23 protein-coding genes and 1 riboswitch are annotated in these 25,180 nt (G+C 67.3%); of the genes, 19 read left to right on the plus strand and 4 right to left on the minus strand.

Going from position 1 to position 25,180, the window contains the following annotated elements:
• Positions 1-248: 248 nt before the first annotated feature.
• Complete coding sequence (locus tag ACYVHG_RS00005) at positions 249-680, minus strand: (deoxy)nucleoside triphosphate pyrophosphohydrolase (RefSeq protein ID WP_461165384.1); 432 nt, start codon at positions 678-680, stop codon at positions 249-251.
• A gap of 58 nt (positions 681-738) precedes the next feature.
• Between ACYVHG_RS00005 and ACYVHG_RS00010 the strand changes: the two genes are divergently transcribed.
• The 4 genes from ACYVHG_RS00010 to ACYVHG_RS00025 all read left to right on the plus strand — a co-directional run bounded on the left by ACYVHG_RS00010 (position 739) and on the right by ACYVHG_RS00025 (position 6,483).
• On the plus strand, positions 739-3,822 hold the full coding sequence (locus tag ACYVHG_RS00010) for a DUF3427 domain-containing protein (RefSeq protein WP_461165385.1): 3,084 nt from the start codon (positions 739-741) through the stop codon (positions 3,820-3,822).
• Between the two features lie 156 nt (positions 3,823-3,978).
• On the plus strand, positions 3,979-5,421 hold the full coding sequence (gene gndA, locus ACYVHG_RS00015; protein WP_461165386.1) for an NADP-dependent phosphogluconate dehydrogenase: 1,443 nt from the start codon (positions 3,979-3,981) through the stop codon (positions 5,419-5,421).
• A gap of 94 nt (positions 5,422-5,515) precedes the next feature.
• Positions 5,516-5,896 carry a hypothetical protein gene (locus ACYVHG_RS00020; protein ID WP_461165387.1) on the plus strand — a complete coding sequence of 127 codons (381 nt, stop codon included), beginning with the start codon at positions 5,516-5,518 and terminating at the stop codon, positions 5,894-5,896.
• A complete protein-coding gene (locus ACYVHG_RS00025; protein ID WP_461165388.1) occupies positions 5,887-6,483 on the plus strand; it encodes a DUF3558 domain-containing protein in 597 nt (198 codons plus the stop codon). Before ACYVHG_RS00020 ends, ACYVHG_RS00025 begins: the two co-directional genes overlap by 10 nt.
• 3 nt (positions 6,484-6,486) lie before the next feature.
• On the opposite strand, the gene ACYVHG_RS00030 is transcribed toward ACYVHG_RS00025, so the two are convergent.
• The gene (locus ACYVHG_RS00030) at positions 6,487-7,122 is read right to left on the minus strand and encodes a TetR/AcrR family transcriptional regulator (RefSeq protein ID WP_461165389.1); all 636 of its coding nucleotides are present in this window, start codon (positions 7,120-7,122) and stop codon (positions 6,487-6,489) included.
• A 133-nt stretch (positions 7,123-7,255) separates the two neighbouring features.
• Between ACYVHG_RS00030 and ACYVHG_RS00035 the strand changes: the two genes are divergently transcribed.
• The 13 genes from ACYVHG_RS00035 to nicT all read left to right on the plus strand — a co-directional run bounded on the left by ACYVHG_RS00035 (position 7,256) and on the right by nicT (position 20,252).
• Entirely contained in the window at positions 7,256-8,800 is a 1,545-nt protein-coding gene (locus ACYVHG_RS00035; RefSeq protein ID WP_461165390.1) for an amino acid permease, read from the plus strand.
• On the plus strand, positions 8,800-9,645 hold the full coding sequence (locus tag ACYVHG_RS00040; RefSeq protein ID WP_461165828.1) for an urea amidolyase associated protein UAAP1: 846 nt from the start codon (positions 8,800-8,802) through the stop codon (positions 9,643-9,645). Before ACYVHG_RS00035 ends, ACYVHG_RS00040 begins: the two co-directional genes overlap by 1 nt.
• Before the next feature lie 31 nt (positions 9,646-9,676).
• Positions 9,677-10,276 (plus strand): urea amidolyase associated protein UAAP2, encoded by a 600-nt coding sequence (locus ACYVHG_RS00045; protein WP_461165391.1) that lies wholly within the window; start codon positions 9,677-9,679, stop codon positions 10,274-10,276.
• Positions 10,273-12,264, plus strand: a complete 1,992-nt coding sequence (locus tag ACYVHG_RS00050; RefSeq protein WP_461165392.1) for a 5-oxoprolinase/urea amidolyase family protein — start codon at positions 10,273-10,275, stop codon at positions 12,262-12,264. Before ACYVHG_RS00045 ends, ACYVHG_RS00050 begins: the two co-directional genes overlap by 4 nt.
• A complete protein-coding gene (atzF, locus tag ACYVHG_RS00055; protein WP_461165393.1) occupies positions 12,261-13,907 on the plus strand; it encodes an allophanate hydrolase in 1,647 nt (548 codons plus the stop codon). The genes ACYVHG_RS00050 and atzF overlap by 4 nt, the downstream gene beginning before the upstream one ends.
• A 124-nt stretch (positions 13,908-14,031) precedes the next feature.
• Entirely contained in the window at positions 14,032-14,334 is a 303-nt protein-coding gene (locus ACYVHG_RS00060; protein WP_461165394.1) for an urease subunit gamma, read from the plus strand.
• Positions 14,335-14,340: 6 nt separating this feature from the next.
• Positions 14,341-14,673, plus strand: coding sequence for an urease subunit beta (locus tag ACYVHG_RS00065; protein ID WP_461165395.1), 333 nt, complete (start codon positions 14,341-14,343; stop codon positions 14,671-14,673).
• Complete coding sequence (gene ureC, locus ACYVHG_RS00070) at positions 14,670-16,406, plus strand: urease subunit alpha (RefSeq protein WP_461165396.1); 1,737 nt, start codon at positions 14,670-14,672, stop codon at positions 16,404-16,406. Before ACYVHG_RS00065 ends, ureC begins: the two co-directional genes overlap by 4 nt.
• A 10-nt stretch (positions 16,407-16,416) precedes the next feature.
• Positions 16,417-16,902, plus strand: coding sequence for an urease accessory protein UreE (ureE, locus tag ACYVHG_RS00075; protein WP_461165397.1), 486 nt, complete (start codon positions 16,417-16,419; stop codon positions 16,900-16,902).
• Between the two features lie 71 nt (positions 16,903-16,973).
• A complete protein-coding gene (locus tag ACYVHG_RS00080; protein ID WP_461165398.1) occupies positions 16,974-17,648 on the plus strand; it encodes an urease accessory protein UreF in 675 nt (224 codons plus the stop codon).
• A 12-nt stretch (positions 17,649-17,660) separates the two neighbouring features.
• Positions 17,661-18,272: an urease accessory protein UreG gene (gene ureG / locus ACYVHG_RS00085; protein WP_461165399.1), complete on the plus strand. Its 612-nt coding sequence runs from the start codon at positions 17,661-17,663 to the stop codon at positions 18,270-18,272.
• Positions 18,269-19,090 (plus strand): urease accessory protein UreD, encoded by an 822-nt coding sequence (locus tag ACYVHG_RS00090; protein WP_461165400.1) that lies wholly within the window; start codon positions 18,269-18,271, stop codon positions 19,088-19,090. The genes ureG and ACYVHG_RS00090 overlap by 4 nt, the downstream gene beginning before the upstream one ends.
• A 16-nt stretch (positions 19,091-19,106) precedes the next feature.
• Positions 19,107-20,252 (plus strand): Nickel transporter NicT, encoded by a 1,146-nt coding sequence (nicT, locus tag ACYVHG_RS00095; protein ID WP_461165401.1) that lies wholly within the window; start codon positions 19,107-19,109, stop codon positions 20,250-20,252.
• Here the strand turns inward: nicT and ACYVHG_RS00100 are convergent.
• Together ACYVHG_RS00100 and ACYVHG_RS00105 are read right to left on the minus strand one after the other, a co-directional pair.
• Entirely contained in the window at positions 20,216-20,944 is a 729-nt protein-coding gene (locus ACYVHG_RS00100) for a (2Fe-2S) ferredoxin domain-containing protein (protein ID WP_461165402.1), read from the minus strand. The two genes, nicT and ACYVHG_RS00100, sit on opposite strands and share 37 nt — an antisense overlap.
• A complete protein-coding gene (locus tag ACYVHG_RS00105; protein WP_461165403.1) occupies positions 20,941-21,918 on the minus strand; it encodes an ABC transporter substrate-binding protein in 978 nt (325 codons plus the stop codon). The genes ACYVHG_RS00100 and ACYVHG_RS00105 overlap by 4 nt, the downstream gene beginning before the upstream one ends.
• A 44-nt stretch (positions 21,919-21,962) precedes the next feature.
• A riboswitch (cobalamin riboswitch) is annotated at positions 21,963-22,071 on the minus strand.
• A 133-nt stretch (positions 22,072-22,204) separates the two neighbouring features.
• On the opposite strand from ACYVHG_RS00105, the gene ftsY reads away from it, so the two are divergent.
• Together ftsY and ACYVHG_RS00115 are read left to right on the plus strand one after the other, a co-directional pair.
• Positions 22,205-23,692 (plus strand): signal recognition particle-docking protein FtsY, encoded by a 1,488-nt coding sequence (gene ftsY / locus ACYVHG_RS00110; RefSeq protein WP_461165404.1) that lies wholly within the window; start codon positions 22,205-22,207, stop codon positions 23,690-23,692.
• Positions 23,693-23,877: 185 nt separating this feature from the next.
• Positions 23,878-25,179, plus strand: coding sequence for an ammonium transporter (locus tag ACYVHG_RS00115; protein ID WP_461165829.1), 1,302 nt, complete (start codon positions 23,878-23,880; stop codon positions 25,177-25,179).
• The last annotated feature ends 1 nt before the right edge of the window (position 25,180 follow it).

A 25,180-nucleotide genomic window follows, 5' to 3' on the forward strand; every position in this document is an offset into this window, starting at 1 on the left:
AGGCCGCCTCATCGGTAGCCTGAAGCCGTCACGTCAACTGTCCGGGAAACCGGGTCAAGCTCCGGTTCGACTGGAGCCAAGACGGACTGTGCATCACGGCGATTCGCGATAGGTGGGGCGATTCATGCATAGGGCACGATGAGGTTGACGAGTACTTCTCGATCTATGCGAGCAACATCCGCGACATGAAATACGCGCCGCAGCTCACCCGGCGCCCGCGGTATCCATGGGCCCCTTGTCCTGCGGGTCTAAGCAGTCCAGGTCGAAATGCGTTCTTGGATGGTCTCGATCGCGCCTGCATCTGAGGGCAACCAAGCGATGGATCCAAGATCGCTGGGAGCAATCCAGCACAACTCGTCATGGGAGTCACCCGATGTGAGCCGTCCGTGCGCGACTGCAGCGAAGTAGAGCCGCATCTCGTACTTCTCCGAGATCGGCCATGCGCCTGATGCATGGGGTACTTCGGGACCGACAGAGACGGTCGCACCGAGCTCCTCTTGGATCTCGCGGACGAGCGCAGCCTCCGGCGTCTCACCTTCTTCGGTCTTGCCACCGGGGAACTCCCAGAGGCCGGCGAGCGTCGGGGGGCTTGTGCGCCGCGCCGCGAAAACCATGGTTGGCTGTTCCAGGTCGTCCACGATGATCGCACCGACGACCAGCCGCGGAGCGTCAGAGTGCATGACGGCGATTCTGGCACCTTTGCCCGATCTTGTCAGAGCAGGGTGCCAGACTGTCGCCATGGAAGAGGGGATCTACGAGTCGCTCCACACAGTGGAGCTCCGCGATCGGATCAAAGCGACGGGCTTGCAAAGCGATACGCGAGCGGTCGAGAAGGCCGACCAGCCGCACGTGCTCGCGCGGCACGTGGCGAGCATCGTGGAGCGGGCAATCGCGGGGGAGAAGGACGAGTCGCAGCGGATCATGCTCGCGAACAGTCTGCTGTCCCTGGCCGGCGAATCCGATAGCCCGATTCTTGACCCGGCCGTCCAGCTTGCGCGCCTCTATCGACTGCCTGCTCCCGGTGTTGTCGATCGGACGTCGACTCGGCCGGAGACTCCGCTCTCTGAGATCGCCCTGCTAACGAACAGCGGCAGGGGAGAGCCCTCCATTGGTCACGAACTGAAAGCAGAACTTGCCTCTGCCGATCGTGTCGACCTGCTGTGCGCGTTCATCAAGTGGAGTGGCGTGCGGCTGTTAGAGACCGAGTTGCAGGAGCTAATGGATGCTGGCAAGCCGTTCCGCGTCATCACAACCACGTACCTCGGTTCCACCGAACGCAAGACACTCGATCGACTGGCAGAGAAGTACGGCGCTGAGGTGCGAGTGCAGTACGACGCTCTGCGTACGCGACTGCACGCAAAGGCGTGGATGTTCCACCGAGACTCGGGATTCGACACCGCATACATCGGGTCGTCCAACCTCTCAAACGTCGCGCTGATCGATGGTGTCGAGTGGAACGTGCGCCTGTCTAGGGTCGCGACTCCCAGCTTGTTGAACAAGTTCCGGGCGACGTTCGAGTCCTATTGGAGCGAAGACCCCGGATTCGAGGAGTACATCCCCGATCGGGACGGCGAGCGGCTCGATCGCGCTTTGCGTGAGGCTTCCGGCGCCACAAACTCGGGCAATGTGACGATCAACGTGTCGGGTTTGGAGGTGCGTCCGTATCCTTATCAGCAGACGATGCTGGACGAGTTGCAGGCCGAGCGCGAAGTACACGATCGTCATCGGAACCTGGTAGTGGCAGCGACAGGCACCGGCAAGACCGTACTCGCTGCCCTGGACTACCGACGCCTGATTCCAGCGGGCGCCGAGCGTCCACGCTTGTTGTTTGTGGCGCATACGCGCGAAATCCTGGTTCAGGCACAGCGCACATTCCGTGAGGTTCTCGCCGACGGTGCATTTGGTGAGCTTCTGGTCAACGGGGAGAGGCCTGAGCGATGGGATCACGTGTTCGCCAGCGTGCAATCTCTGAGGCAGGAGGTCCTTGACACATTCGAGGCAGGTCACTTCGAGGTGATCGTGGTCGATGAGTTTCACCATGGGGCAGCGCCAACTTACCGGCGCCTGGTCGATCACTTCGCACCTCGAGAGTTAGTTGGTCTGACTGCGACCCCGGAACGCGCTGACGGCCTCGATGTGCGCGAGTATTTTGGGGGTAGGATCGCCACTGAGCTGCGCCTCTGGGATGCGCTTGGTGCCGAGCTCCTGTGTCCCTTCCACTACTTCGGCATTGCCGACGGCACGGACCTGTCCGCGATCGCGTGGAAGGCCGGGAAGTACGACCAGACCGCACTCGGTCAGCTGTACACGGGCAACGACGCGCGAGTTCGGATGGTGTTGCAGGCTGTTCAGGACAAGCTTGCGGACCCTGGTCAGATGCGCGCGCTGGGGTTCTGTGTTTCGATTGAGCACGCGCGATACATGGCCGACAAGTTCAGCGAGGCTGGAATCCCGTCAGCTGTGGTGTCGGGTCAAACCGGAAACGATGCGCGGAGGCAGGCGCTCTCTGACCTCTGTGACCGCCGCATCAACGCAATCTTCTCAGTTGATGTGTTCAACGAGGGTCTCGACATCAAGGAGATCGACACGGTCCTCATGCTCCGTCCTACCGAGAGCGCGACGATCTTCCTACAGCAGCTTGGCCGCGGTCTGCGTAGGACATCTGACAAGGCTGTTCTCACCGTGATGGACTTCGTAGGTCATCAGCGCGAGGAGTTCCGCTGGGACAAGCGGCTCCGCGCGCTCACGGGCATCCCGCGGGGCAAGCTCGTGAAGGAAGTCGAGATGGACTTCCCTTACCTGCCGTCTGGATGCCGCATAGAGCTAGACCGCCAGACACAGTCTTTCATCCTCGAGAATGTGAAGCGCCAGCTCAACCTGCGTAGACCGCAGCTCGTCGCCGAAGTCCGCTCCGCGGGCGAGGACACTCTCGCAGGCTTTCTAGAGGTGACTGGAATCGAGCTTGCGTCGGTGATTAAGGGCGACCGATCATGGACGGCGCTCCGTCGTGAAGCTGGTGTTGATCTGGGATTTCCGCCTGGTCCCCGTGAGACCGAGATCCTCCGACGCAGTCAGGTATTTGCTCACGTCGACGACGAGGTGCGTGTCAGTGGTTACAAGCAGATAATTTTGAGCGCGACCCGATTTGACGATATGAGTGAGACTGGACAACTGCTCGCTAAGATGCTGTTTTTCTCAATCTGGCCGGACGGCGGTAAGCCGAAGTTCGCGAGTGTTGACGATGGGTTGGATGCGTTGCGGCAAGAGTATGCGGCATCGCGCGAATTCCTTGAGATTATGGAGGTCGGATTCGAGCGATCCCGACAACAGAGTTTCCCCCTTAACGGGGCTTGTAGTGACATCCCTTTGCGAATCCATGCACGGTACACGCGCGAAGAGGTTCTCGCGGGTCTCGGTCACGCCTCACTGGAAGCAGTGCCAGCCACGTTCCGAGAAGGCGTCAAGTACATCCCGGAGCGGAACATCGACGCGATGTTTGTGACCCTCGTGAAGACCGAAGGCTCATTCTCGCCCACGACCATGTATCGCGATTATCCAATTAGTCGAACCGAATTCCATTGGGAGTCTCAGTCAACAACTTCGGAGATCTCTGAGACCGGGCGACGGTACATTAACGGCGATAGTCGAGTGTTGCTATTTGTTCGCGTAGCGAAGAATGGCGAGTATGGGACGGTGCCCTATGAATTTCTGGGGCCCGCGAAGTACATGGGCCACTCCGGTGAGCGGCCTATGGCGATCACTTGGCGGCTTGATCGGCCAATGTCTGCTGAGTCTTTTGGTGTCGCGACGGCCGCGCTGTGATCGTGGAATCCGAGGCTCGGAGAGGGCTGACCGCAGACGCCGCATTGCGGTACGGCCGGACTGCGTTCAGTGGGTGAGGTGGGGGCACCGTCGGGCATGGGGACGTAACGTAGGGGCTGAGTGTGAACCACCACGAGGAAGCGGGACGAACAAGCGATGAGCAGCAACGATGGCAAGGCGAACATCGGAGTGGTGGGGATGGCGGTGATGGGCTCCAACCTGGCCCGCAACCTGGCGTCCCGTGAGGGCAACACCGTCGCGATCTACAACCGCTCGCCGGAGAAGACCCACGAAGTGGCCAGCAACCACCCCGAGGCGAACTTCGTTGCCAGCGACACGATCGACGAGTTCGTCGCCAGCCTCGCGAAGCCGCGCACCGCGATCATCATGGTGCAGGCCGGCGCGGGCACCGATGCTGTGATCGATCAGCTCGCCGAGCGGTTCGAGCCGGGCGACATCATCGTCGACGGCGGCAACGCCAACTTCCACGACACCATCGCCCGCGAGGCGAAGATCGCGCCGACGGGCATCCACTTCGTCGGCGCCGGCATCTCGGGCGGCGAGGAGGGCGCGCTCAGGGGACCGTCGATCATGCCCGGCGGCACCGCCGAGTCGTACGAGACCCTCGGCCCGATTCTCGCGTCGATCGCAGCGGTCGCCGAAGGGGAGGCGTGCGTGACCCACGTGGGCACTGACGGCGCCGGCCACTTCGTCAAGATGATTCACAACGGTATCGAGTACGCCGACATGGAACTCATCGGCGAGGCTTACGATCTGCTGCGTAACGTCTCCGGCTATCAACCCGCGCAGATCGCCGAGATCTTCGCTGCGTGGAACACCGGCCCGCTCGCGAGCTATCTCATCGAGATCACGGCGGAGATCCTCAAGCACGTGGACGCCGAGACCGGCAAGCCTTTCGTCGACATCGTCGTCGACCAGGCCGGTAGCAAGGGAACCGGAGTCTGGACAGTGCAGACTGCCCTCGACCTGGGCGTTCCGGTCGGCGGCGTCGCCGAGGCCGTGTTCGGTCGCGCCGTCTCGTCCAAGCGGGCCCAGCGCGACGCGGTCCGGGCCCTGGGCATCGAGTGGCCCTCCGCACTGCGGGTCGACGATTCCTTCGTCGACGATGTCGCGAAGGCTCTTTACGCCTCGAAGATCGTGGCCTACGCCCAAGGCTTCGACGCGATCATCGCCGGGGCGGAGAAGTACGGCTGGGACATCGAGAAGGGGGCCGTCGCCAAGATCTGGCGCGGCGGCTGCATCATCCGCGCCCAGTTCCTCAACGTCCTCGCTGACGCCTACGAGGCCAACCCGAACCTTGCGACGCTCCTGGAGGCGCCGTACTTCGCACAGGCCATCCGTGACGGACAGGACGCCTGGCGCCGGGTGGTCATCACCGCCACCCAGGCCGCTGTGCCGGTGCCCGGGTTCGCCACCGCCCTGAGCTACTTCGACTCGCTCAACGTCGACCGGCTTCCCGCCGCGCTCGTCCAGGGCCAGCGCGACTTCTTCGGGGCACACACCTACAAGCGCGTCGACAAGCCCGGCACCTTCCACACCCTGTGGTCCGGCGACCGGAGCGAAGTCAAGACAGACTGAGCTCCGCGGGCCAAGGGCGGAACCGATCGTGGGGCCGGTGCGTCCAATGGATGAGGACGTGCTGCTGCGGGCGTGACAACGATCGGGGGGATTCGTGGGGTATCCGGATGAGGAGCGGATCCGTGAGCAGGCGCGGGAGCGCATCGCGGACCGGCCGAACATGGTTCTCGACGGTGGCCCGATCGAGGAACTGGCCCGCGCCCACGAGCGGCACGCTGAGAGGCTGAACGCGATTGTGGATTCGCTTGGTGACGTTGGGCGACGCAACTTTCTCGGCGACACCACGGAAGGTCGAGCGGCAACTCACAATCTTGGGGTTGCGGTCCACGACCACGATTTGTCCTTGGTGCGAAGCGTCTCTTGGCAGGCGGAGCAGGCCACGATGATCGCACAGTCGTTGCGGCAGATCGCAAAAGACCTCGAAGACACCGAACTGCAGAACGTAGACGGGATCGGCGAGGTGCGATGGGACTGAGAGTCTTCGCAATCGTCTGCCTTGCCCTTCTCGCTTCGAGCTGTACCTCACATGTGGCAGGTCAGGCAATAACCGCTCCAGATGGTTCTATCAACCGCTCAGCCAGTGAGGAGAGGTCGTTGCCGTTCGTTCCCCGCTTCGCTGGACGCACCAACGAACGCAATGATGGAACGAGTTTCGAACCGTGTACCGCATACTCCGACGCAGAACTGAGGTCCCTAGGGGTAGCTTCGCAGACGCTGAGCGACGCTGCGATATCGGAATCGCCGAACTACCGCGGCTGTCATTGGCAATCGCCGAATGGTTCTGGTCGGTTCAGTCAGATCGTCGGAAACGAGAAGTCGACCAGCGACTACAAGGCGAAACAGAGCGCGCGCCCTTGGCAGCCGGATCGGGTAGTCAACGGCCGGATTGTCATTGTGGCTACTGAGCTGGGCGACGGGTGTCTAGCATCATTCATGTCACGCAATGCCATGGTGCATTCAAGTTTCCGCGTCACGTCCCCTGGCAAGCCGTCCGCCGATCTCGTGCCGGAGTGTGAGAAGGCGATCGCCTGGGCCACACTGGCGATCTCCAAGGCCCCGTAACGGCTACCGGGCGAGCACCCGCCGGATCGCATCGCAGATCGCGTCCACGGCGGAGTCGTTGTCCCTGCCCGAGCCGGGACCGAGGGCACCGTCGGATCGCAGGCCGATCACGGACTCGACGAGGCGAAACGGCAGCAGCGTGCGGGGATCGTCGTCGCTCCCGGTAGCCGCAGCCGCCAGCGTCCGATAGTGCTCGGCCAGCTCCGCGCGGTCGGCGCGGAACTCGGCGAACTCGTCGGCCGCGAGCTCAGGCAGGTGGTACAGCGCACCCAGGTTGTAGCGCGCCGAGAGCAGGTGGCCGGTGTCCGATCTGGCGAGACGCAACAACCGATCGAGGGCCGGGCCCTCCTCCTCGACCACCGAGCGGGCGATCTGCAGCGGAGCCTGCACCGTGGCCTCCAGCAGAGCGGTCAGGATCTCACCCTTGGTGGGGAAGTAGTGGTACAGAGACGCCTGGCGAATGCCCACGGCTTCGGCGATCTGCCGGGTGGATGTGGCCGCGTAACCGCCTCGGCTGAACAACTCGGCAGCAGCGTCGAGGATCTCCTCAACCGCAGTGGCACCGGGCCGGCGGGGATCGTTCGCCCGCGGCCTACCCCGTCTACCTGCCGTTTCCGCCGCACGGTTCGCCTCCGTCACAGCGGTCAGGCTACCCGCCGCGAAACATGTTCGTAGCCCCGGTTTTCCCATTTGCAACAGCGGGGCAATCCGAGTGACCCGGGAGAGGTGTTTTCTGTCAACTGACAGATAGAGCTCTGACCGGGAAGCCGCCATGACAACCACCCAACCCCGACACCATGATTCGGATGATCTGGCCCAGCTCGGCTACCAGCCGCAGCTGCGCCGCTCGCTCGGGACGTTCGCGTCCTTCGCCGCCGGGTTCTCCTTCGTGTCCATCCTCACCACCATCTTCCAGCTGTTCGGCCTCGGCTATTCGCTCGGAGGCGCCGCCTTCTTCTGGACCTGGCCCATTGTCTACCTGGGGCAGTTCCTGGTGGCGCTGTGCTTCGCCGAGATGGCCGCGCGCTATCCGATCTCCGGCGCGATCTACCAGTGGTCGCGGCGCCTGGGCGGTGAGGTGGTCGGCTGGTTCGGTGGCTGGTTCATGATCCTCGCGCAGATCGTCACCGCCTCGGCCGCCGCCATCGCACTCCAAGTGGTGCTCCCCACCGTCTGGTCGGGCTTCCAGATCATCGGCGACGACGCCTCACTCACCAGCCCCAGCGGCGCCGCGAACGCCGTCCTGCTCGGCACTGTCCTCCTGATCATCACCACCACCATCAATTGCATCGGCGTGCACTGGATGAGCCGCATCAACGCCATCGGAGTCACCTGCGAGTTGGTCGGCGTGGTCGCCGTCATCGGTGCTCTCGCCATGCACGCCCAGCGCGGGCCCCAGGTCGTCTTCGACACCTCACAGGCCGCCTCCACCGGATCCGGTGGCTACCTCGGCGCCTTCATCGTCTCCGGTCTCATGGCGGCCTACGTGATGGTCGGCTTCGGCTCGGCCGGCGAACTCGCCGAGGAGACCGTGAACCCCCGCAAGGTCGCCCCGCGCACCATCCGTTTCGCGCTCACCTCTTCGGCGATCGGCGGCGGACTCATGCTGCTCACCGCGTTGATGGCCGCACCGACCCTGGGGGATGAGCTCGCCACCGGCGGTCTGCCCTACGTCCTCCAGTCCGTCCTCGGTTCCTTCTGGGGCAAGGTGCTCCTGGTCGATGTGGCCGTGGCCGTCTTCATCTGCACTCTCGCCATCCAGACCGCTTGCAGCCGGCTCATCTTCTCCATGGCCCGCGATCACCGACTCCCGTTCTCGGGGCAGCTGTCCCGCGTGAACCTGCGCACCCAGACGCCGGTCGCTCCGGCAGTCCTGATCGGCGTGCTGTGCGTCGCCGTGCTGCTGGTGAACGTGGGCAACCCCGCGATCTTCGCGACCCTCGCCAGTGTCTGCATCGTGTTGATCTACCTCGCCTACCTGTCGGTGACCGCGCCGATGCTCTACCAGCGCGTGCGCGGGTGGCCACACGGTACGAGCATCCGGGACTCCGAGGGTGAGCCGGTCTTCGGGCTCGGTCGCTGGGGTGTGCCGGTCAACCTGGCTGCAGTCCTCTACGGCGGCGCGATGGTGATCAACCTGGCCTGGCCACGCGCCGAGATCTACGACCCGGCAGGGCAATCCGTACTCCTGCAATGGGCGGGTCCGATCACCGTCGCGGTCGCCGTGATCGCCGGCATCGCCTGCTTCCCGCGCCGCCCTCATCCCCGCCCCGTGACCCCCGTCCTCCCCGATCTCCCCACCACGAAAGGCAACTGATCGTGACCGCCATCGCCGAGAACACCGCCACCACCCGGGGCGCCCGCGAGCACGCCCGCGCCCAGGCCGACACTCGCGTCGAGGGGATGCCGACGGTGCCCGCCGGCGCCTGGCCGCATCCCCCGGCCGGCGTGCACGCCGACGCCCTCACCTGGGCCGAGACCGTCCCCGGCGGTCGCTACACCGCCAAGGTCCTGGCCCGCGGCACGCGACTGCGTCTCACGGACACCACCGGAACCGCCTGCGCGAACATCCTGATATGGCGGGCCGACGCCCCGTGGGAGCGACTCAGTGTCGCCGACACCGTCAAAGTGCCCTGGCAGGCGTACATCGCCGCCGGACATCCCCTGCTCTCCGACCAGGGGCGCGTGCTCGCTACCGTCGTCGCCGACGACTCCGGACACCACGACGCCCTGTGCGGCACGACCACCCTCGCCTCGAACACCGCCAAGTACGGTGCGGGGGAGGCGCACTCGGGGAGCCCGGCCGGCCGCGAGCTGCTCGTACTCGCCGCAGCGAAGCACGGACTGACGCCCACCGACGTCGCCCCGTCCGTCTCGTTCTTCCACGGCGTCACCGTGGAGGCCGACGGTGCCCTCGCCTCCACCGGGAGCGCAGGCGCGGAATGCGCGGTGGAGCTGGTGCTCCACCTGCCGTGCATCGTCGCCATCGCGAACACGGCGCACCCGCTCGACCCGTCGCCGACCTTCGACACCGGCCTGCTCGAAGTCCTGGCCTGGCGCGCCGACGACGACCTCGCCGCGCTCGTCGCCGATACCGGCACCGACCCCGAATACCAGCGTGCCGTGGCGAACTCCGAGGACGCCCACCGCGCCGCGCTGTGACCACCGCCCGAACGGACCACAAGGACGAATCATGATCGCCACCGTCACCCCACGTGCGCCCTGGTCGGGCATCGTGCCCGCCGGCCACACCCTCACCATGACCGACCTGTACGGGAACCAGGCCGTCGACACCCTGTTCTACGGTGCGCACGACCACAGCATCCGGTACAGCGCCCAGCAGACCGTCCTCGGTCAGGGCAACATCTTCCTCGGCGCGGGAACCGTCATCCGTGACCAGGAGTCACGCCCGATGATGACCATCGTCGCCGACGAGGTGGGTCACCACGACACCCTCGGCGGTGCCTGCTCGCAGGAGTCCAACACGCTGCGCTACGGCCATCACACCAAGCACCAGCACGCCTGCGTCGAGAACTTCCTCATCGAGGGCAGTCGGCACGGCCTCGGAAAGCGGGACCTGGTGGGCAACGTCAACTTCTACATGTACGTCCCCATCGACCCCGATGGAACGCTCGGCATCGTCGACGGTCTCTCCGCGCCGGGCCGGAAACTCGTGCTGCGCGCCGAGATCGACACCCTGGTGCTGATCTCCAACTGCCCACAGATCAACAACCCCTGTAACGGGTTCGACCCCACCGCGGTGGAGCTGGAGATCTCGGAGGCCGCCGCATGACCACCCTCACCGTCGTCCGCCCCGGCCCCATGACCACCGTGCAGGACTGGCCGGGCCGCTCCGGGTACTGGTCGATCGGAGTCCCGCCGTCGGGCCCGATGGACGATCTCTCCTTCCGCTTGGCGAACCTGGCGGTCGGAAACGACCAGGGCGCACCGGGACTCGAGTGCACTCTGGGCGGCCTCGTGGCCACCGTCGACGAGCGCACCACGATCGCGATCACCGGCGCACCGGTCACCGTCACGGTGGACGGGACACCCGTACCGACCTGGACGCCCGTCGACCTGCACCCGGGGCAGGAGCTCGCGGTCGGCGCCACCTCGTCGCTCGGGATGCGGGTCTACGTCGCCGTTCGCGGCGCCGTCGTCGTTCCCGACTACCTCGGCAGCGCAGCGACGTTCACCCTCGGACGGTTCGGCGGTCACGACGGTAGAACGCTCGCCGCCGGTGACGAACTGCCGATCGGCACCTCCGCAGTGGCAGCGCCGCGTCGCATCCTCGACGACGAGGTGCCCGCGTTCACCACCCAGTGGCAGCTGGCCGTGACCGTCGGTCCGCACTCGGCTCCCGAGTACTTCACCGAAGCCGATATCGCAACCCTCTACGCCACCACGTACGAGGTGCACTTCAATTCCGACCGCACCGGGGTGCGGCTCATCGGCCCCAAACCCGAATGGGCCCGCGCCGACGGTGGCGAGGCCGGCCTGCACCCGTCGAACATCCACGACAACGCGTACTCGGTGGGCGCGCTGGACTTCACCGGCGACACTCCCATCCTGCTCGGCCCCGACGGTCCCAGCCTGGGCGGCTTCGTCTGTCCGGTCACGGTGACCACCGCCGACCGATGGAAGCTGGGCCAATTGCGCCCCGGAGACGGTGTGCGCTTCGTCCCGGTGCGCGCTGACGCCGCGGCATCGCCCGGCGGGTTCGGTACCGCGCGCCGGGCCAACCTGCCGGTGGTGCTGTCCGCCGGGGCCGACCTCGACGACGGTGTCCTGGCACGGGCGACCACCGCCGACGGCGAGACCACCGTCACCTACCGGCGATCCGGCGACGACAACGTCCTGATCGAGTACGGCGCCATGACACTCGACCTGGAATCGCGCGCCCGCGTCCACGCACTGGAGCAGCGGTTGCGCGCGGAATCGCCTCGGGGCCTGATCGACCTGACCGCCGGTGTGCGCAGCCTGCAGGTGAAGTTCGATCCCACGCAGCTGCGCCAGCCCACCGCGCTCGACTGGATCCGGGAGGCGGAATCACAGCTCCCCGCCGCCGACGACATGATCGTGCCCAGTCGGACCGTCTCACTGCCGCTCTCCTGGGACGATCCCAGCACCCGCGAGGCGATCGAGCGATACATCCTCGGTGTTCGCGGTGATGCGCCGTGGTGCCCGTGGAACATCGAGTTCATCCGCCGCATGAACGGACTGGAATCCGTGGAGGACGTACGACGAATCGTCTTCGACGCCTCCTACCTCGTGCTGGGCCTGGGCGACGTCTATCTCGGTGCCCCCGTCGCGGTGCCACTGGACCCGCGCCACCGTCTGGTGACCACCAAGTACAACCCGGCCCGGACCTGGACACCGGAGAACGCGGTCGGCATCGGCGGGGCCTACCTGTGCATCTACGGGATGGAGGGCCCCGGCGGGTATCAGTTCGTCGGCCGCACCACCCAGGTGTGGAACCACCGGCATCCGCTGGCGGCGGGCGGCTTCGAGCTCGAACACCCCTGGCTGCTGCGGCACTTCGACCGGATCAGCTGGTACCCGGTTAGTACTGAGGAACTCGCCGACCTGCGCGCCGATACCGCGGCGGGGCGCGGCACCGTCGACATCACCCCCGGATCCTTCTCGCTCTCCTCGCACCGCGCCTTCCTCGCCCGCGAGGCCGACGACATCTCGCGGGTGCAGTCCGCGATGGAGATCGCCCGCGACGAGGAGCGTGGCCGATGGGCTGCCGCCGGCGAGTTCACCAGGAGCGCAGCATGACCCGCATCGCCGACATCTACCGGAGGATCGCCGCCGACGACCGCCCCGAGGTCTTCCTCGCACTGCGCCCGGAGGCGGACGTCACCGCGGAGTACGACCGGTCGGTCACCGAAGGCGGACCACTCGCGGGAATCGTCCTCGCCGTCAAGGACAACGTGGACGTCGCCGGATTGCCCACCACCGCAGCCTGCCCGGGATACACGTACCACCCCGCGAACGATGCCGCCGCTGTCGCGGCGCTGCGCGCGGCGGGCGCGGTGGTGATCGGCAAGACGAACCTCGACCAGTTCGCCACCGGCCTCGTCGGGACGCGGAGCCCGTACGGCGCCGTGCGGGACGCCCGCAGACCCGACCACATCTCCGGAGGGTCGAGCTCGGGCTCGGCCGTCGCCGTCGCCCTGGACTACGCCGATATCGCGATCGGCACCGACACCGCCGGTTCGGGCCGCGTTCCCGCCGGCCTCCAGGGCATCGTCGGCATCAAACCGACGATCGGCGCGGTGAGCACCGACGGTGTGGTGCCCGCGTGCGCGTCCTACGACTGCGTCACCGTCTTCGCCCGCGACGTGACCACCGCCGGCCGAGCGATGACGATCATGGGCGCCACCGGCACCCGACGGTGGCCGGCCGACACACCGCTGGCCGCCGCACCCGACGCCGCGATCGCGATCCCCGCCGAACTACCGGCACTACCGATCGCCTGGCGCGAGGCCTTCGACGGTGCCATCGCCCGCGCCGAGGCCGCAGGCCTGCGGGTCAAACCGGTCGACGTCTCGGAGCTACTGGACGCGGCGAAGCTGCTCTACGACGGCGCCCTGGTCGCCGAGCGGTACAGCGCCGTGGGGGATTTCATCACCGCCGCCGGGCACGACGCGGGCCTGGACCCGACGGTGACCGCGATCGTGCGCGCCGCAGAGCAGATTCCCGCGCACCGTCTGGCCACCGACCAGGCGCAGCTGCGGGTCATAGCCGGCCGCGCGGCGGCCCTGTTCGAAGGTTTCGCGGGTCTCGTGGTGCCCACCGTCCCGCGGCACCCCACGCTCGCCGAGGTGGCCGCAGACCCGATCGGGGTGAACTCGGAGCTCGGCACGTACACGAACTTCTGCAACCTGCTCGACCTGTGCGCGGTGGCGGTACCCGCGGGCCAGACCGCCGACGGCGCGCAGTTCGGAGTCACAGTCCTCGCGCCCGGGGGGCACGACGGCGTCGCCTTCGACCTGGCCGCGCGGATCGCGGGCGCCGCTCCGGTGCCGGCGTGGAACCTCGACCTGGCCGGCGCGATCGACCTGGCCGTGTTCGGCGCGCACCTGCGCGGCCAGCCGCTCGACCACGAGTTGACCTCGCAGGGGGCACAGTGGGCCGGGGAGATCCGGACCGCGCCGCAGTACCGGCTCGCGGAGCTGGCGACAGCACCGCCGAAGCCGGGCCTGATCCACGACCCGCGAGGTGGGCGTGCGATCCGCGGCGAGCTGTGGCGGCTCGCTCCCGCTGCGCTGGGAACCTTCCTGTCCCGATTGCCCGCACCCATGACGCTCGGTTCCGTGCACCTCGACGACGGCCGCACCGTGGTGGGGTTCAGCTGCCACTCCTCGGCACTGGGGGACGCCCGGGAGCTCGACGTGGACCACTGGCTCGACCGGTGACCGGAGCGGAACCGATCGAAGGGCTCCGCCGGCGCCACCCGATCGTTAACATCGTGTTTCGAGGCTGTTGCGCCTGACGAACCGGCTTGACTGTCACAGGTACCGAGCATTTGAGTGATTCCCTATGCACCTCTTGCCCCGCGAGCAGGACAAACTGCTCATCGTGGTCGCCGCGGATCTGGCGCGCCGTCGCCAGGCCCGCGGCCTCAAACTGAACTACCCCGAGGCCGTCGCGATCATCACCTACGAGCTGGTCGAGGGCGCGCGCGATGGCCGCACCGTGGCCGACCTCATGGCCTACGGCGCCACCATCCTCACGCGCGACGACGTCCAGGACGGCGTCCCCGAGATGATCCACGACGTGCAGGTCGAGGCCACCTTCCCGGACGGCACCAAACTCGTCACCGTCCACCATCCGATCAGGTAGGCGCCCATGATCCCCGGAGAGCTCCGTCTCGCATCCACCCCGATCGTCTGCAACGTCGGCCGGCCCACGCGCACCGTCCGTGTGGTCAACACCGGAGACCGCCCGGTCCAGGTCGGCTCGCACTTCCACTTCGCCGAGTCCAACGCCGCCCTGGAGTTCGACCGCGACGCGGCGCACGGGCACCGTCTGGACATCCCCTCCGGGACGGCCGTCCGATTCGAACCGGGGGACGGGAAGACGGTGCGACTGGTCGCCCTGGCGGGCAGCCGTGAGGTGCACGGCCTCGCGAACCGCGTCAACGGCCCCCTCGGCCCGCTGGAGAACGGGGAGCACCGATGAGCTTCGAACTGAGCCGCCGCGAGTACACCGACCTGTTCGGCCCCACCGTCGGCGATGCCGTCCGCCTCGCCGACACCGACCTGTTCGCAATGGTCGAACGCGATCTCACCGTGTACGGGGAGGAGGTGGTCTTCGGCGGCGGCAAGGTGATCCGTGACGGTATGGGCGAGAACGGCGTGCTCACCCGGGACGGTGCCGATTCCGACGATCCGGCGATGTGCGTCCCCGATACGGTGATCACGAACGCCCTGATCATCGACCACACCGGGATCATCAAGGCCGACGTCGCGCTGCGTGACGGGCACATCATGCGGATCGGTAAGGCCGGCAACCCGCAGATCTCCGACGGCGTCTCCATCACCATCGGTGCGGCGACGGAGATCATCGCGGGGGAGGGGCGCATCCTCACCGCGGGCGGAATCGACACGCACATCCACTTCATCAGCGCCCAGCAGATCGACACCGCTCTCAATTCCGGTGTCACCACCATGATCGGCGGCGGTACCGGGCCCGCTGCGGGTACCAACGCCACCACCGTCACCCCCGGGCCGTGGCACATCGCGCGAATGCTGCAGGCGCTCGACGACGTCCCGATGAACATCGGTCTGCTCGGAAAGGGACATGCCGGGGCGACCGAGCCGCTCGCGGAACAGATCCGGGCCGGTGCTGTCGGCCTGAAGGTGCACGAGGACTGGGGATCGACCACCGCCTCGATCGACAACTCGCTCACCGTGGCCGACGAGTACGACGTGCAGGTCGCGATCCACACCGACACGCTCAACGAGTGCGGCTTCCTCGAGGACACGGTCGCCGCGATCGACGGCCGGGTGATCCACACCTTCCACACCGAGGGCGCCGGCGGCGGACACGCACCCGACATCATCGCCATCGCCGGACACCCGAACGTTCTTCCCGCATCGACGAATCCGACGTTGCCGTTCACACAGAACACCATCGTCGAACATCTCGACATGCTCATGGTGTGCCACCACCTCAGCGCCGACATCCCCGAGGACGTGGCCTTCGCCGATTCCCGGATCCGGCCCGAGACGATCGCGGCCGAAGGCGTCCTGCACGACATGGGCATCATCTCCATCACCTCCTCGGACTCGCAGGCGATGGGCCGAGTCGGCGAAGTGATCACCCGCACCTGGCAACTCGCCGATTCGATGAAACGTCAGCGCGGTCCGCTCGACGCCGACGCGGAGCACGCCGACAACGCCAGGATCAAGCGGTACATCGCCAAGTACACGATCAATCCCGCACTCGCCCAGGGCATCGCCGAGTACGTCGGAAGTGTCGAGGAGGGCAAGTTCGCCGATCTGGTGCTCTGGCAACCCGCCTTCTTCGGGGTGAAGCCCGACATGGTGATCAAGGGCGGGCAGATCGCGACCGCCCTCATGGGCGACGCCAATGCCTCGATCCCCACACCGCAACCGCGGACCATGCGCCCGCAGTTCGGTTCCATGGGCCACGCCGTGCACGACGCAGCGATCACGTTCCTATCCACTGCGGCAATGGAATCCGGTGTCGCCGCGCAGCTGGGCCTGCGTAAGCGCACCGCCCCGGTCCGGGGGATCCGCACCCTGCGCAAGCAGGACCTGCCGCACAACGGCGCGACGCCGGAGATCACCGTCGACCCGGAGACCTACACCGTCGCCGTGGACGGAACCCCGGTGCGGTCCGAGCCGGCGTCGACGCTTCCCATGACCCAGCGCTACTTCCTGTTCTGAGGGACCCGAATTGATCATCGAAGCCATCACCGGCAATCTCGCCGATCTCGACACCGCCGAGCTCGAACGGCTGCACCTGGAGCGGGTGCCGCTGGCCGGAGCCGATCTGGTCAAGCGCATCCAGCGGGTGCGGACCGACCACGACCGCGAGATCGGACTGCGGCTGACCGCACCGGCCGGACCCGACGGTGACCTCCGCGACGGCGACATCCTGCACCGCGACGGGCGGAACATCATCGCTGTCCAGGTGCTCGCCACCGACGTCCTGGTGATAGCCCCGCGCACGATCACCGAGATGGGCCGTACCGCACACGGACTCGGCAACCGGCATTTGCAGGCCCAGTTCTTCGACGCCGACTCCGAGTACGGGGCGGAGGTCATGGTGGTCCAGTTCGACCACACCGTCGTCGACTACCTGGACCATCACGCGATCCCCTACAGCCGGCAGGACCGGGTGCTGCCCACACCCTTCCGGCACGCGGAGCACACGCATTGAACACTGTTACGTCCGGTGAAAGCGCAGGTCGTGGCGTACCGGAACAGTGTTCAATTGGAGAGGGGGCGTATTTGCTGCCGCTGCTGCAGCTGAGCGACTCCGCCCTGCCGACGGGAGCGTTCAGCCACTCCTTCGGCATGGAGTCGTACCTGTTCGAGGACGTGATCACCGACGAGCACAGCTTCGCCGTGTGGTTGCGCGCCTACCTCGAGCGACAACTCGCCTACACCGACGCTCTCGCCGTTCGCCTCACCTACCGGGCACTCGACGACGGCGACCTCCAGGCGGTGTGGGCACTGGACCGGACGATAGCGGCGCTGACTCTGCCCGAGCAGATCCGCACCGCAGCGGCGACGATGGGCCGTCGCACCGCCGAGACCGGCACCGTCGTGGCACCGCAGGCGCCGCTGCGCGACTACCTGACGGCGATCGACGAGGGCCGCTGCCACGGTCATCCGGCCATCGCCTTCGCCATGTGCGCGCACGGTGTGCGAGCGCCGGTCGCGACGGCGATCGAGGCGCACCTGTTCGCCGCGGTCACCTCGCTGACGCAGAACGCCGTCCGCGCCATCCCGATCGGGCAGACCGCCGGCCAGCGGGTACAACGCGCGATGCACGAGGTGGTCCTGGGGGCCGCCGCGACGGCGATGACACTCGACGAGCACGATCTAGGGGCGGTCTCACCCGGCTTGGAGATCGCGCAGATGCGGCACCAGCGCCAGCGGGCGCGAATGTTCATGAGCTAGGAGGGATCAACGATGACGACGATTCGGATCGGTGTGGGCGGCCCGGTGGGCGCGGGCAAGACGCAGCTGGTGGAACGAATCACCCGGCACCTCGCCGGAGAGGTGTCGATGGCCGCGATCACCAACGACATCTACACCACCGAGGACGCGAAGATCCTGGCCCGCAACAGTGTCCTCGGCGACGACCGGATCGTCGGCATCGAGACCGGCGGCTGCCCGCACACCGCCATCCGGGAGGACACCTCGATGAACGAGGCCGCCGTGGCGCGGCTCATCCAGCAGCACCCCGACCTGCAGATCGTCTTCATCGAGAGCGGCGGCGACAACCTCTCCGCCACCTTCAGCCCGGAACTGGTGGACTTCTCCATCTACCTCATCGACGTCGCACAGGGCGAGGAGATTCCCCGCAAGGCCGGTCAGGGCATGATCAAATCGGATCTGTTCGTGATCAACAAGACCGACCTCGCCCCCTATGTGGGCGCCGACCTGTCGGTGATGGCGGCCGACTCCAAGGTCTTCCGCGGCGATCGACCGTTCTGCATGACCAATCTCAAGACCGACGAAGGACTCGAGGGCGTCCTGGAGTGGATCCGGCGCGATGTCCTCATGCTCGACCTCGCGTGAGCGGATTCACCGGAGAACTCGCCCTGACCCTCGCTCCGCGAGGGCGGCGCACCGTCGCCGTGGCGCAGCGGCACGCGGGCACCCTGCAGACCCTCCGGCCGATGTACCTCGACGACTCCGGCCAGGTGACCTACCACATCGTCAACCCCGGCGGCGGATGCCTGCGGGGAGACACCTACTCGATCGACGTCGAGCTCGAGGCCGGCGCGCAGGCGGTGCTCACCACGCAGTCGGCGACCAAGGTCTACCGCACGCCCGACGGTGCCGCCGCGCAACACATGCGCCTGCAGCTCGGCCCGGACAGTCGTCTCGAGTACGTTCCCGACGCCCTGATCCTCTACCGCGAGGCCACCTTCCGGCAGAGCTGTACCGTGCACCTGGACGCGAGCGCCACGCTGGTCATGGCGGAGATCGTCACCCCGGGGTGGTCGCCCGACGGTGCCCGCTTCCGCTACGACGAACTGCGCATGCGCACCGAGATCCACCGCGACGGTGACCTGCTCGCGGTGGACAACGTACTCGTCGAACCGGGTCGAGCCGACCCGTCGGGCATCGGATTCCTCGACGGCCACACCCACTTCGGTTCGCTCACCGCGGTGGACCACCGGTGCGACGGGGATCTGCTCGACGAAGTACACGCCCTCACCGAGCGCGCGGCCGGTGTCCGTAGTGGACTGACAGCGCTGGCCGGCCCCGGGTTCGTGGTGCGTTGCCTGGGAGACGACACCGCCGAACTCACCGAGATGTTCGACGCCGTGATCGCTCTCCTGCGCTCGCGGTGGAGCGGGCAGGCGCCGATGAACCTGCGGAAGTACTGATCCTGTGGAGGATGCGATGGCCACCACCGTGCCGAGCCGGTCCGCACGGCTGCGAGCAGCGTGGGCCGCTCTGCACCCGGGGGACCGGAGATCGCTGATCGGCATGACCGCCACCGTGGTGGTGCTGCACCTCGTCGGATTCGGCGCACTGGTCCTGCTGGTCGCGCCCGGGCACTACCGGATCGGCAACGGCGGCGAGTTCACGATCGGGATCGGCCTGCTCGCGTACACCTTCGGACTCCGGCACGCCTTCGACGCCGATCACATCGCCGCGATCGACAACACCACCCGCAAGCTCCTCGCCGACCGGCAAGCGGCGACCGCGACCGGCCTGACCGGGGCGGTGAACCCGCGCAGGCCCCTGTCCGTCGGATACTGGTTCTCCCTGGGGCATTCGACGGTCGTCTTCGGCCTGGCCGCGTTGCTCGCCCTGGGGGTACGTGCTCTCGCCGGCCCCGTCGAAGACCAGGACTCGACCATGCAGGCGGTGCTCGGCGTGATCGGAACGTCGGTGTCCGGAGTGTTCCTGTGGATCCTCGGGATCATCAACCTGGTGGTGCTGATCGGCATCCTGCGGGTGTTCCGGGACATGCGCACGGGGCGGTACGACGAGCAGGAACTCGAAGACCGGCTCAACCAGCGCGGCCTGATGAGCCGACTACTGCGCGGCGTCGCCGGATCTGTCCGCCGACCCTGGCACATCTACCCGGTGGGTGTGCTGTTCGGGTTGGGATTCGACACCGCCACAGAGGTCGGGCTGCTGGTGCTCGCGGGCGGGATGGCCGCTTTCACGCTGCCCTTCTACTGCATCCTGGTGCTGCCGGTCCTGTTCGCGGCGGGGATGTCGCTGCTGGACACGATCGACGGTGTCTTCATGAACGCCGCGTACGGCTGGGCTTTCGCCAAACCGGTGCGCAAGGTCTACTACAACATCACCATCACCTCGCTGTCCGTCGCGGTCGCCCTGGCGATCGGCACCGTCGAACTGCTCGGCGTGCTCGCCGAACGGGTACAGGCCGAGTCCGGGCCGTTGCGCTGGGTGGCAGCGATCGACCTGGATTACGCCGGCTTCGTGATCGTCGGGCTGTTCGTGCTGGTCTGGGCGGCGGCCCTGCTGATCTGGCGTTACGGCCGGATCGAGGAGCGCTGGGCGTCGCGCTGAGTGAGCGCACCGGAGCGCTGTCGCGGAAGGCGCAACTGTGCGATCGGCTCCTCGCCGAGCAGATGCGAGCCGACCACGCCCGGAACGTCCTGCGCGGTCATACCGCCGTACCAGGTGTCGTCGGGCTGCACTGTGACCACCGGCGCGTGATTGCACGGGAACTGGCATCCCGTCACGGTGACCAGCACCTCGTCGTCGCCGAGCCCGGCTCGGCGCAGTTCGTCACCGAAGGCCTCGGTCAATGACGAGGCCCCGCGCGCCGAGCATCGCGGACCACGGCAGATCAACACCTGGTGACGGTGCTGAGGGACCTCCTCCCACGCGGGTGAGGACAAGGGTGCGGTATCCGGCGACATCGGCGAACCCCCGGCAGCGATGGCCTCGGCGAGCTGCGCCGGGTCCGGCTCGGCCAGCAACCGCGGCGCCAGACGCACCGTGGGGGCGTCGTCGTACTCGCGCAGCCAGTGCGCTGCCACCCGTCGGAGCCAGGACCGCTTCGCACCCGGTTGCGCCCACCCGGCTCCGATCAGCAGCACGTCGGCTGCGCCGCGATCGGCGACCGCGGTGAGCACGTCGACCAGTGCGGGGTCGTGGACCTGGACGAAGGCCGGCTCTGCGTCGGCGGTATCGGCGAGCCGACGGAGCTGTTCGGGATCCACCCCGGCGGACATCCCGACCAGGATCGCGGTCACGGCAGCGCCCTCACGGCCTCGCCGACCCGGCGGGCTCCGTCGAGCAGCCGGACACCCGAGGTGGTCTCCGAGAACGGGACCACCACGAACCGGTTCTCGCGAACCGCTCGGAGCTGGCTCATCGCCGGATCCCTGCGTGCCTGATCGATGCGGGCCTGTGCGGGGCGGCCGACGGTGTCGGCCACCACGATCACATCCGGCGCGGTCCCGACCACGTTCTCCAGCGAGACCTCCGTCCAGTTCCCGGGCAGGTGCGCGAACACGTTGACCCCGCCGACCGACTCGATGAGCAGTTGCGGCGTTCCGGTGCCGGCTCCCACGTTCAATCCGGAGCCGTTGCCGAAATCCCACCAGAGGATGCGCTGGCCGCGCGCGGCGTTCTTCATCGAATCCCGCGCGAGCTCCTCCTTCTGTGCCTTGATCAGCGCGGATGCAGCCGTTTCGGCCCCCAACGCTCTACCTGCCGCGCTCAACTCGTCCCAGATCAGGTCCCAGGACGCCCGATCGGGCTTCTTCGAGCAACCGGCGGGCGCGAGGAGCGTGGCGATGCCCTGTCCCTGCAGTTGGGACCGCTCTCCGACGGCCCGGTCGGTGAACGCCGAGGTGTAGGAGGCGTACACCAGATCCGGCCGCACGGACAGCAGCTTCTCCCGGGTCGGGTACTTGGCGGCCAGCACGGGGATCTTCGCGTACGCGTCCTGCATCCGGGGCGTCACGGCATCGTCGAGATACGCCGTGCCCGCCATCCGGTCGGCGACGCCCAGCGCGAGCGCGACCTCAGTCGCGCCCTGGTTCAGCGTCACGATCCGCTCAGGTCTACTGCGGATCTCGGAGGAGAAGTCACAGGTGGTCACCGTTACCGGGAAGGAGGCCGAGGGGTTGACCGCCGGGGGAACCGGCGGTGACTGGCTACAGCCGGCGACCAGCGTCGCTGAGATGAGCAGCAGGATCGACAGGGGGGCACTCGGCCGCATGGTCCGGTCTCGATTCGTCGGCCGCCCCGTGCGCGGGAGCGGTGATGGACAACTGCGAGCCGGCGGTATCGGACTCGGGGCACTCGCCCCTCACCGTTGCGCGCCAGTCCCGGATTCCCACCGGGTTCCCTGACCGACTCGGACCGGACGCTATCAGGCGAAGCCGCACGAATGTCGGTCTCAGCGGCGCGACCCCCCGCGACACGCCGGTCCCGCGCCGCTGAGACCGACATTCGTGCAGCGAGCGAGTGGCAGCCGGCGTTCCCTCGTTGACTACAGTCGAGGCGTGAGTACTACGCAGATCGCGATCCTCGTCGCCGCCGTCGCCATCGTGCTGGTGCTGGTGGCCCTGGTAACCGGCTACTACCTGAACAAGCGCCGCAAGGTCTCGCTCAAGGACGAGACGCCGGAGCCGAAGAGCCTGGACAAATCGGGTGGCTACCAGGCCGGTGGCGGTTTCACGTTCAGCGAGGGGGCCCGCGAACCCGAGCCCGTACCCGAGCCCCGGGCCGTGCCGCTGGTCCCGCCGACCCCGCAGGTTCCGAAACCCGAATCCGAGGACGAGTCCGCGCCCACCCCGGAGCCGGACCCCCGAACCGCACCGGAGCCGGACACCCGGACCGCTGCGCCGGAGCCGGAGGCCGCACCGGCCCCGAAGCAGGACAAGATCTCGCTCAAGGATCTGCAGGAATCGCGAGGTCAGGAAGCCGCCGAGGCCAAGCAGACACAGGCCGACGCCCAGCTCGCCGAGGCCGAACAGATCGACCCGGAGATCTCGACCATCGAGCCTCAGGCTCCGACCGAGATCGAGCGGATCGAGGACTCCGCCCCCGCTCGGCAGCTGGATGAGATCGCCCCGACCGCGGGCCGCCTGGACCGACTCAAGGGCCGCCTGGCGCGCTCCCAGTCGACCGTCGGTGCATCCCTGCTCGGGCTGCTCGGCGCCGGCGACCTCGACGAGGACTCCTGGGAGGAAGTGGAGGACACGCTGCTCATGGCGGACCTGGGCACTCCCACCACGATGGCGGTGGTCGAGAAGCTCCGCGAGCAGATCGCCACCACCGGAGTCGCCAGCCCCGCTGAGGCCCGCGCGCGGCTGCGCACGGTGCTGATCGACGAATTGCACCCCGAGTACGACCGCAGCATCAAGGCCCTGCCGCACGCCGGCGCACCTTCGGTGCTGCTGGTGGTGGGGGTCAACGGCACCGGCAAGACCACGACCACCGGAAAGCTGGCCCGTGTGCTCGTCGCCGACGGCCGCCGCGTGGTGCTCGGCGCCGCGGACACCTTCCGCGCCGCCGCCGCAGACCAGTTGCAGACCTGGGCCGAGCGGGTCGGCGCCGAGGTCGTCCGCGGCAAGGAAGGCGCGGACCCCGCCGCCGTCGGCTTCGACGCGGTCGCCAAGGGCACCGCGGACGGGGTCGACGTGGTGCTCATCGATACCGCCGGCCGCCTGCACACCAAGACCGGCCTGATGGACGAGCTGGACAAGGTCAAGCGGGTCGTCGAGAAGAAGGCCAAGGTCGACGAGGTACTGCTGGTGCTCGATGCCACCATCGGCCAGAACGGGCTCGCGCAGGCGAAGGTCTTCGCCGAGGTCGTGGACATCACCGGCGTGGTGCTCACCAAACTCGACGGCACCGCCAAGGGCGGCATCGTGTACGCCGTGCAGCACGAGCTCGGGGTTCCGGTGAAGCTCGTGGGGCTCGGTGAGGGCGCCGACGATCTGGCCCCGTTCGAGCCAGCCGCGTTCGTGGACGCACTGCTGGGCTGAGGGTGACGGTGCGCAGCCGGTAACGCTGACGTAACCAACAGCGCGAGCCGTGCCCGGACCGGTTACACGCGGGCAACACGAGCGCGACCACAGGGAAACCGGAGCAGCAGAAGCTGTTCTCACTTGCGCCGCAAGGGCGCATCTTCAGGAGGTTTCCCGTGCTCTTGGCTTCCGTGCCCGAAGAGATGTTCGGCAAAGTCGATACCGGTACCACTGCGTGGATGTTGATGTCCGCAGCGCTGGTCCTGCTCATGACGCCCGCGCTGGCGTTCTTCTACGGCGGCCTGTCCCGCCAGAAGAGCGTGCTGAACATGATGATGATGTCCATCGGTTCACTCGGCGTGGTGTCGGTGGTCTACGTCCTATGGGGCTACTCGATGTCGTTCTCCGGCGTGGGCAACTACCTGGGCCTGTTCGACAACCCCTTCACCTACTTCGGTCTCGATCAGCTCACCGAGACCAAGAAGGCCGGCTCCGACACCCTCGCGGTGCTCAACGCACCGGACAGCGGGCTGCCCGCGATCGTCTTCGCCGGGTTCCAGCTGACCTTCGCGGTGATCACCGTGGCGCTGATCTCCGGCGCGCTCGCCGAGCGCGTGAAGTTCGGCACCTGGCTGGTGTTCACTGCCGTGTGGACCACCATCGTCTACCTGCCGCTGGCGCACATGGTGTGGGGCGGCGGCCTGCTCTCCGGTAAGGAGGGCGGTATCGCGGCCATGATGTTCGGCTCCACCGACGGTGAGGCGAACGTGGCACCCATCGACTTCGCCGGCGGCACCGTGGTGCACATCAACGCCGGAATCGCCGGCCTGGTGCTGGCGATCATCGTCGGTAAGCGACTCGGCTTCGGCAAGCACTCGTACCGCCCGCACAACATCCCGTTCGTGATGCTCGGCGCCGCCCTGCTGTGGTTCGGCTGGTTCGGCTTCAACGCCGGCTCCGCGGGCACCGCCAACATGACCGCCGGACTGGCCTGGGTCAACACCACCGCCGCCACCGCGGCCGCGATGCTCGGCTGGCTCGCGGTGGAGAAGTTCCGCGACGGCCACGCCACCACCGTCGGCGCCGCGTCCGGTGTGGTCGCCGGCCTGGTCGCGATCACCCCTGCCTGCGCGAACGTCACCCCGGTGGGCGCGCTCATCCTCGGCGTGGTGGCCGGAATCGCCGCAGCCTTCGGTGTGGGCCTGAAGACCCGCTTCGGCTTCGACGACTCGCTCGACGTGGTCGGAGTGCACCTGGTGGCCGGTGTGATCGGCACCGTCGCCCTGGGCTTCCTGGCCAAGGACACCGGCCTGTTCTACGGCGGCGACTACAAGCAGCTGGTGGTGCAGATCGTGATCGCCGGCGTCGCCCTGGCGTTCACCGCGGTACTGACCGCCGTGATCGCCCTGGCGCTCAAGCCCCTGGGCTGGCGCGTCGACAAGGAGGCCGAGGCCGAGGGCGTCGACAACTCCGAGCACGCCGAAACTGCTTACGACCTGGTCTGAA

The sequence above is a fragment of the Tsukamurella serpentis genome, from assembly GCF_054780975.1.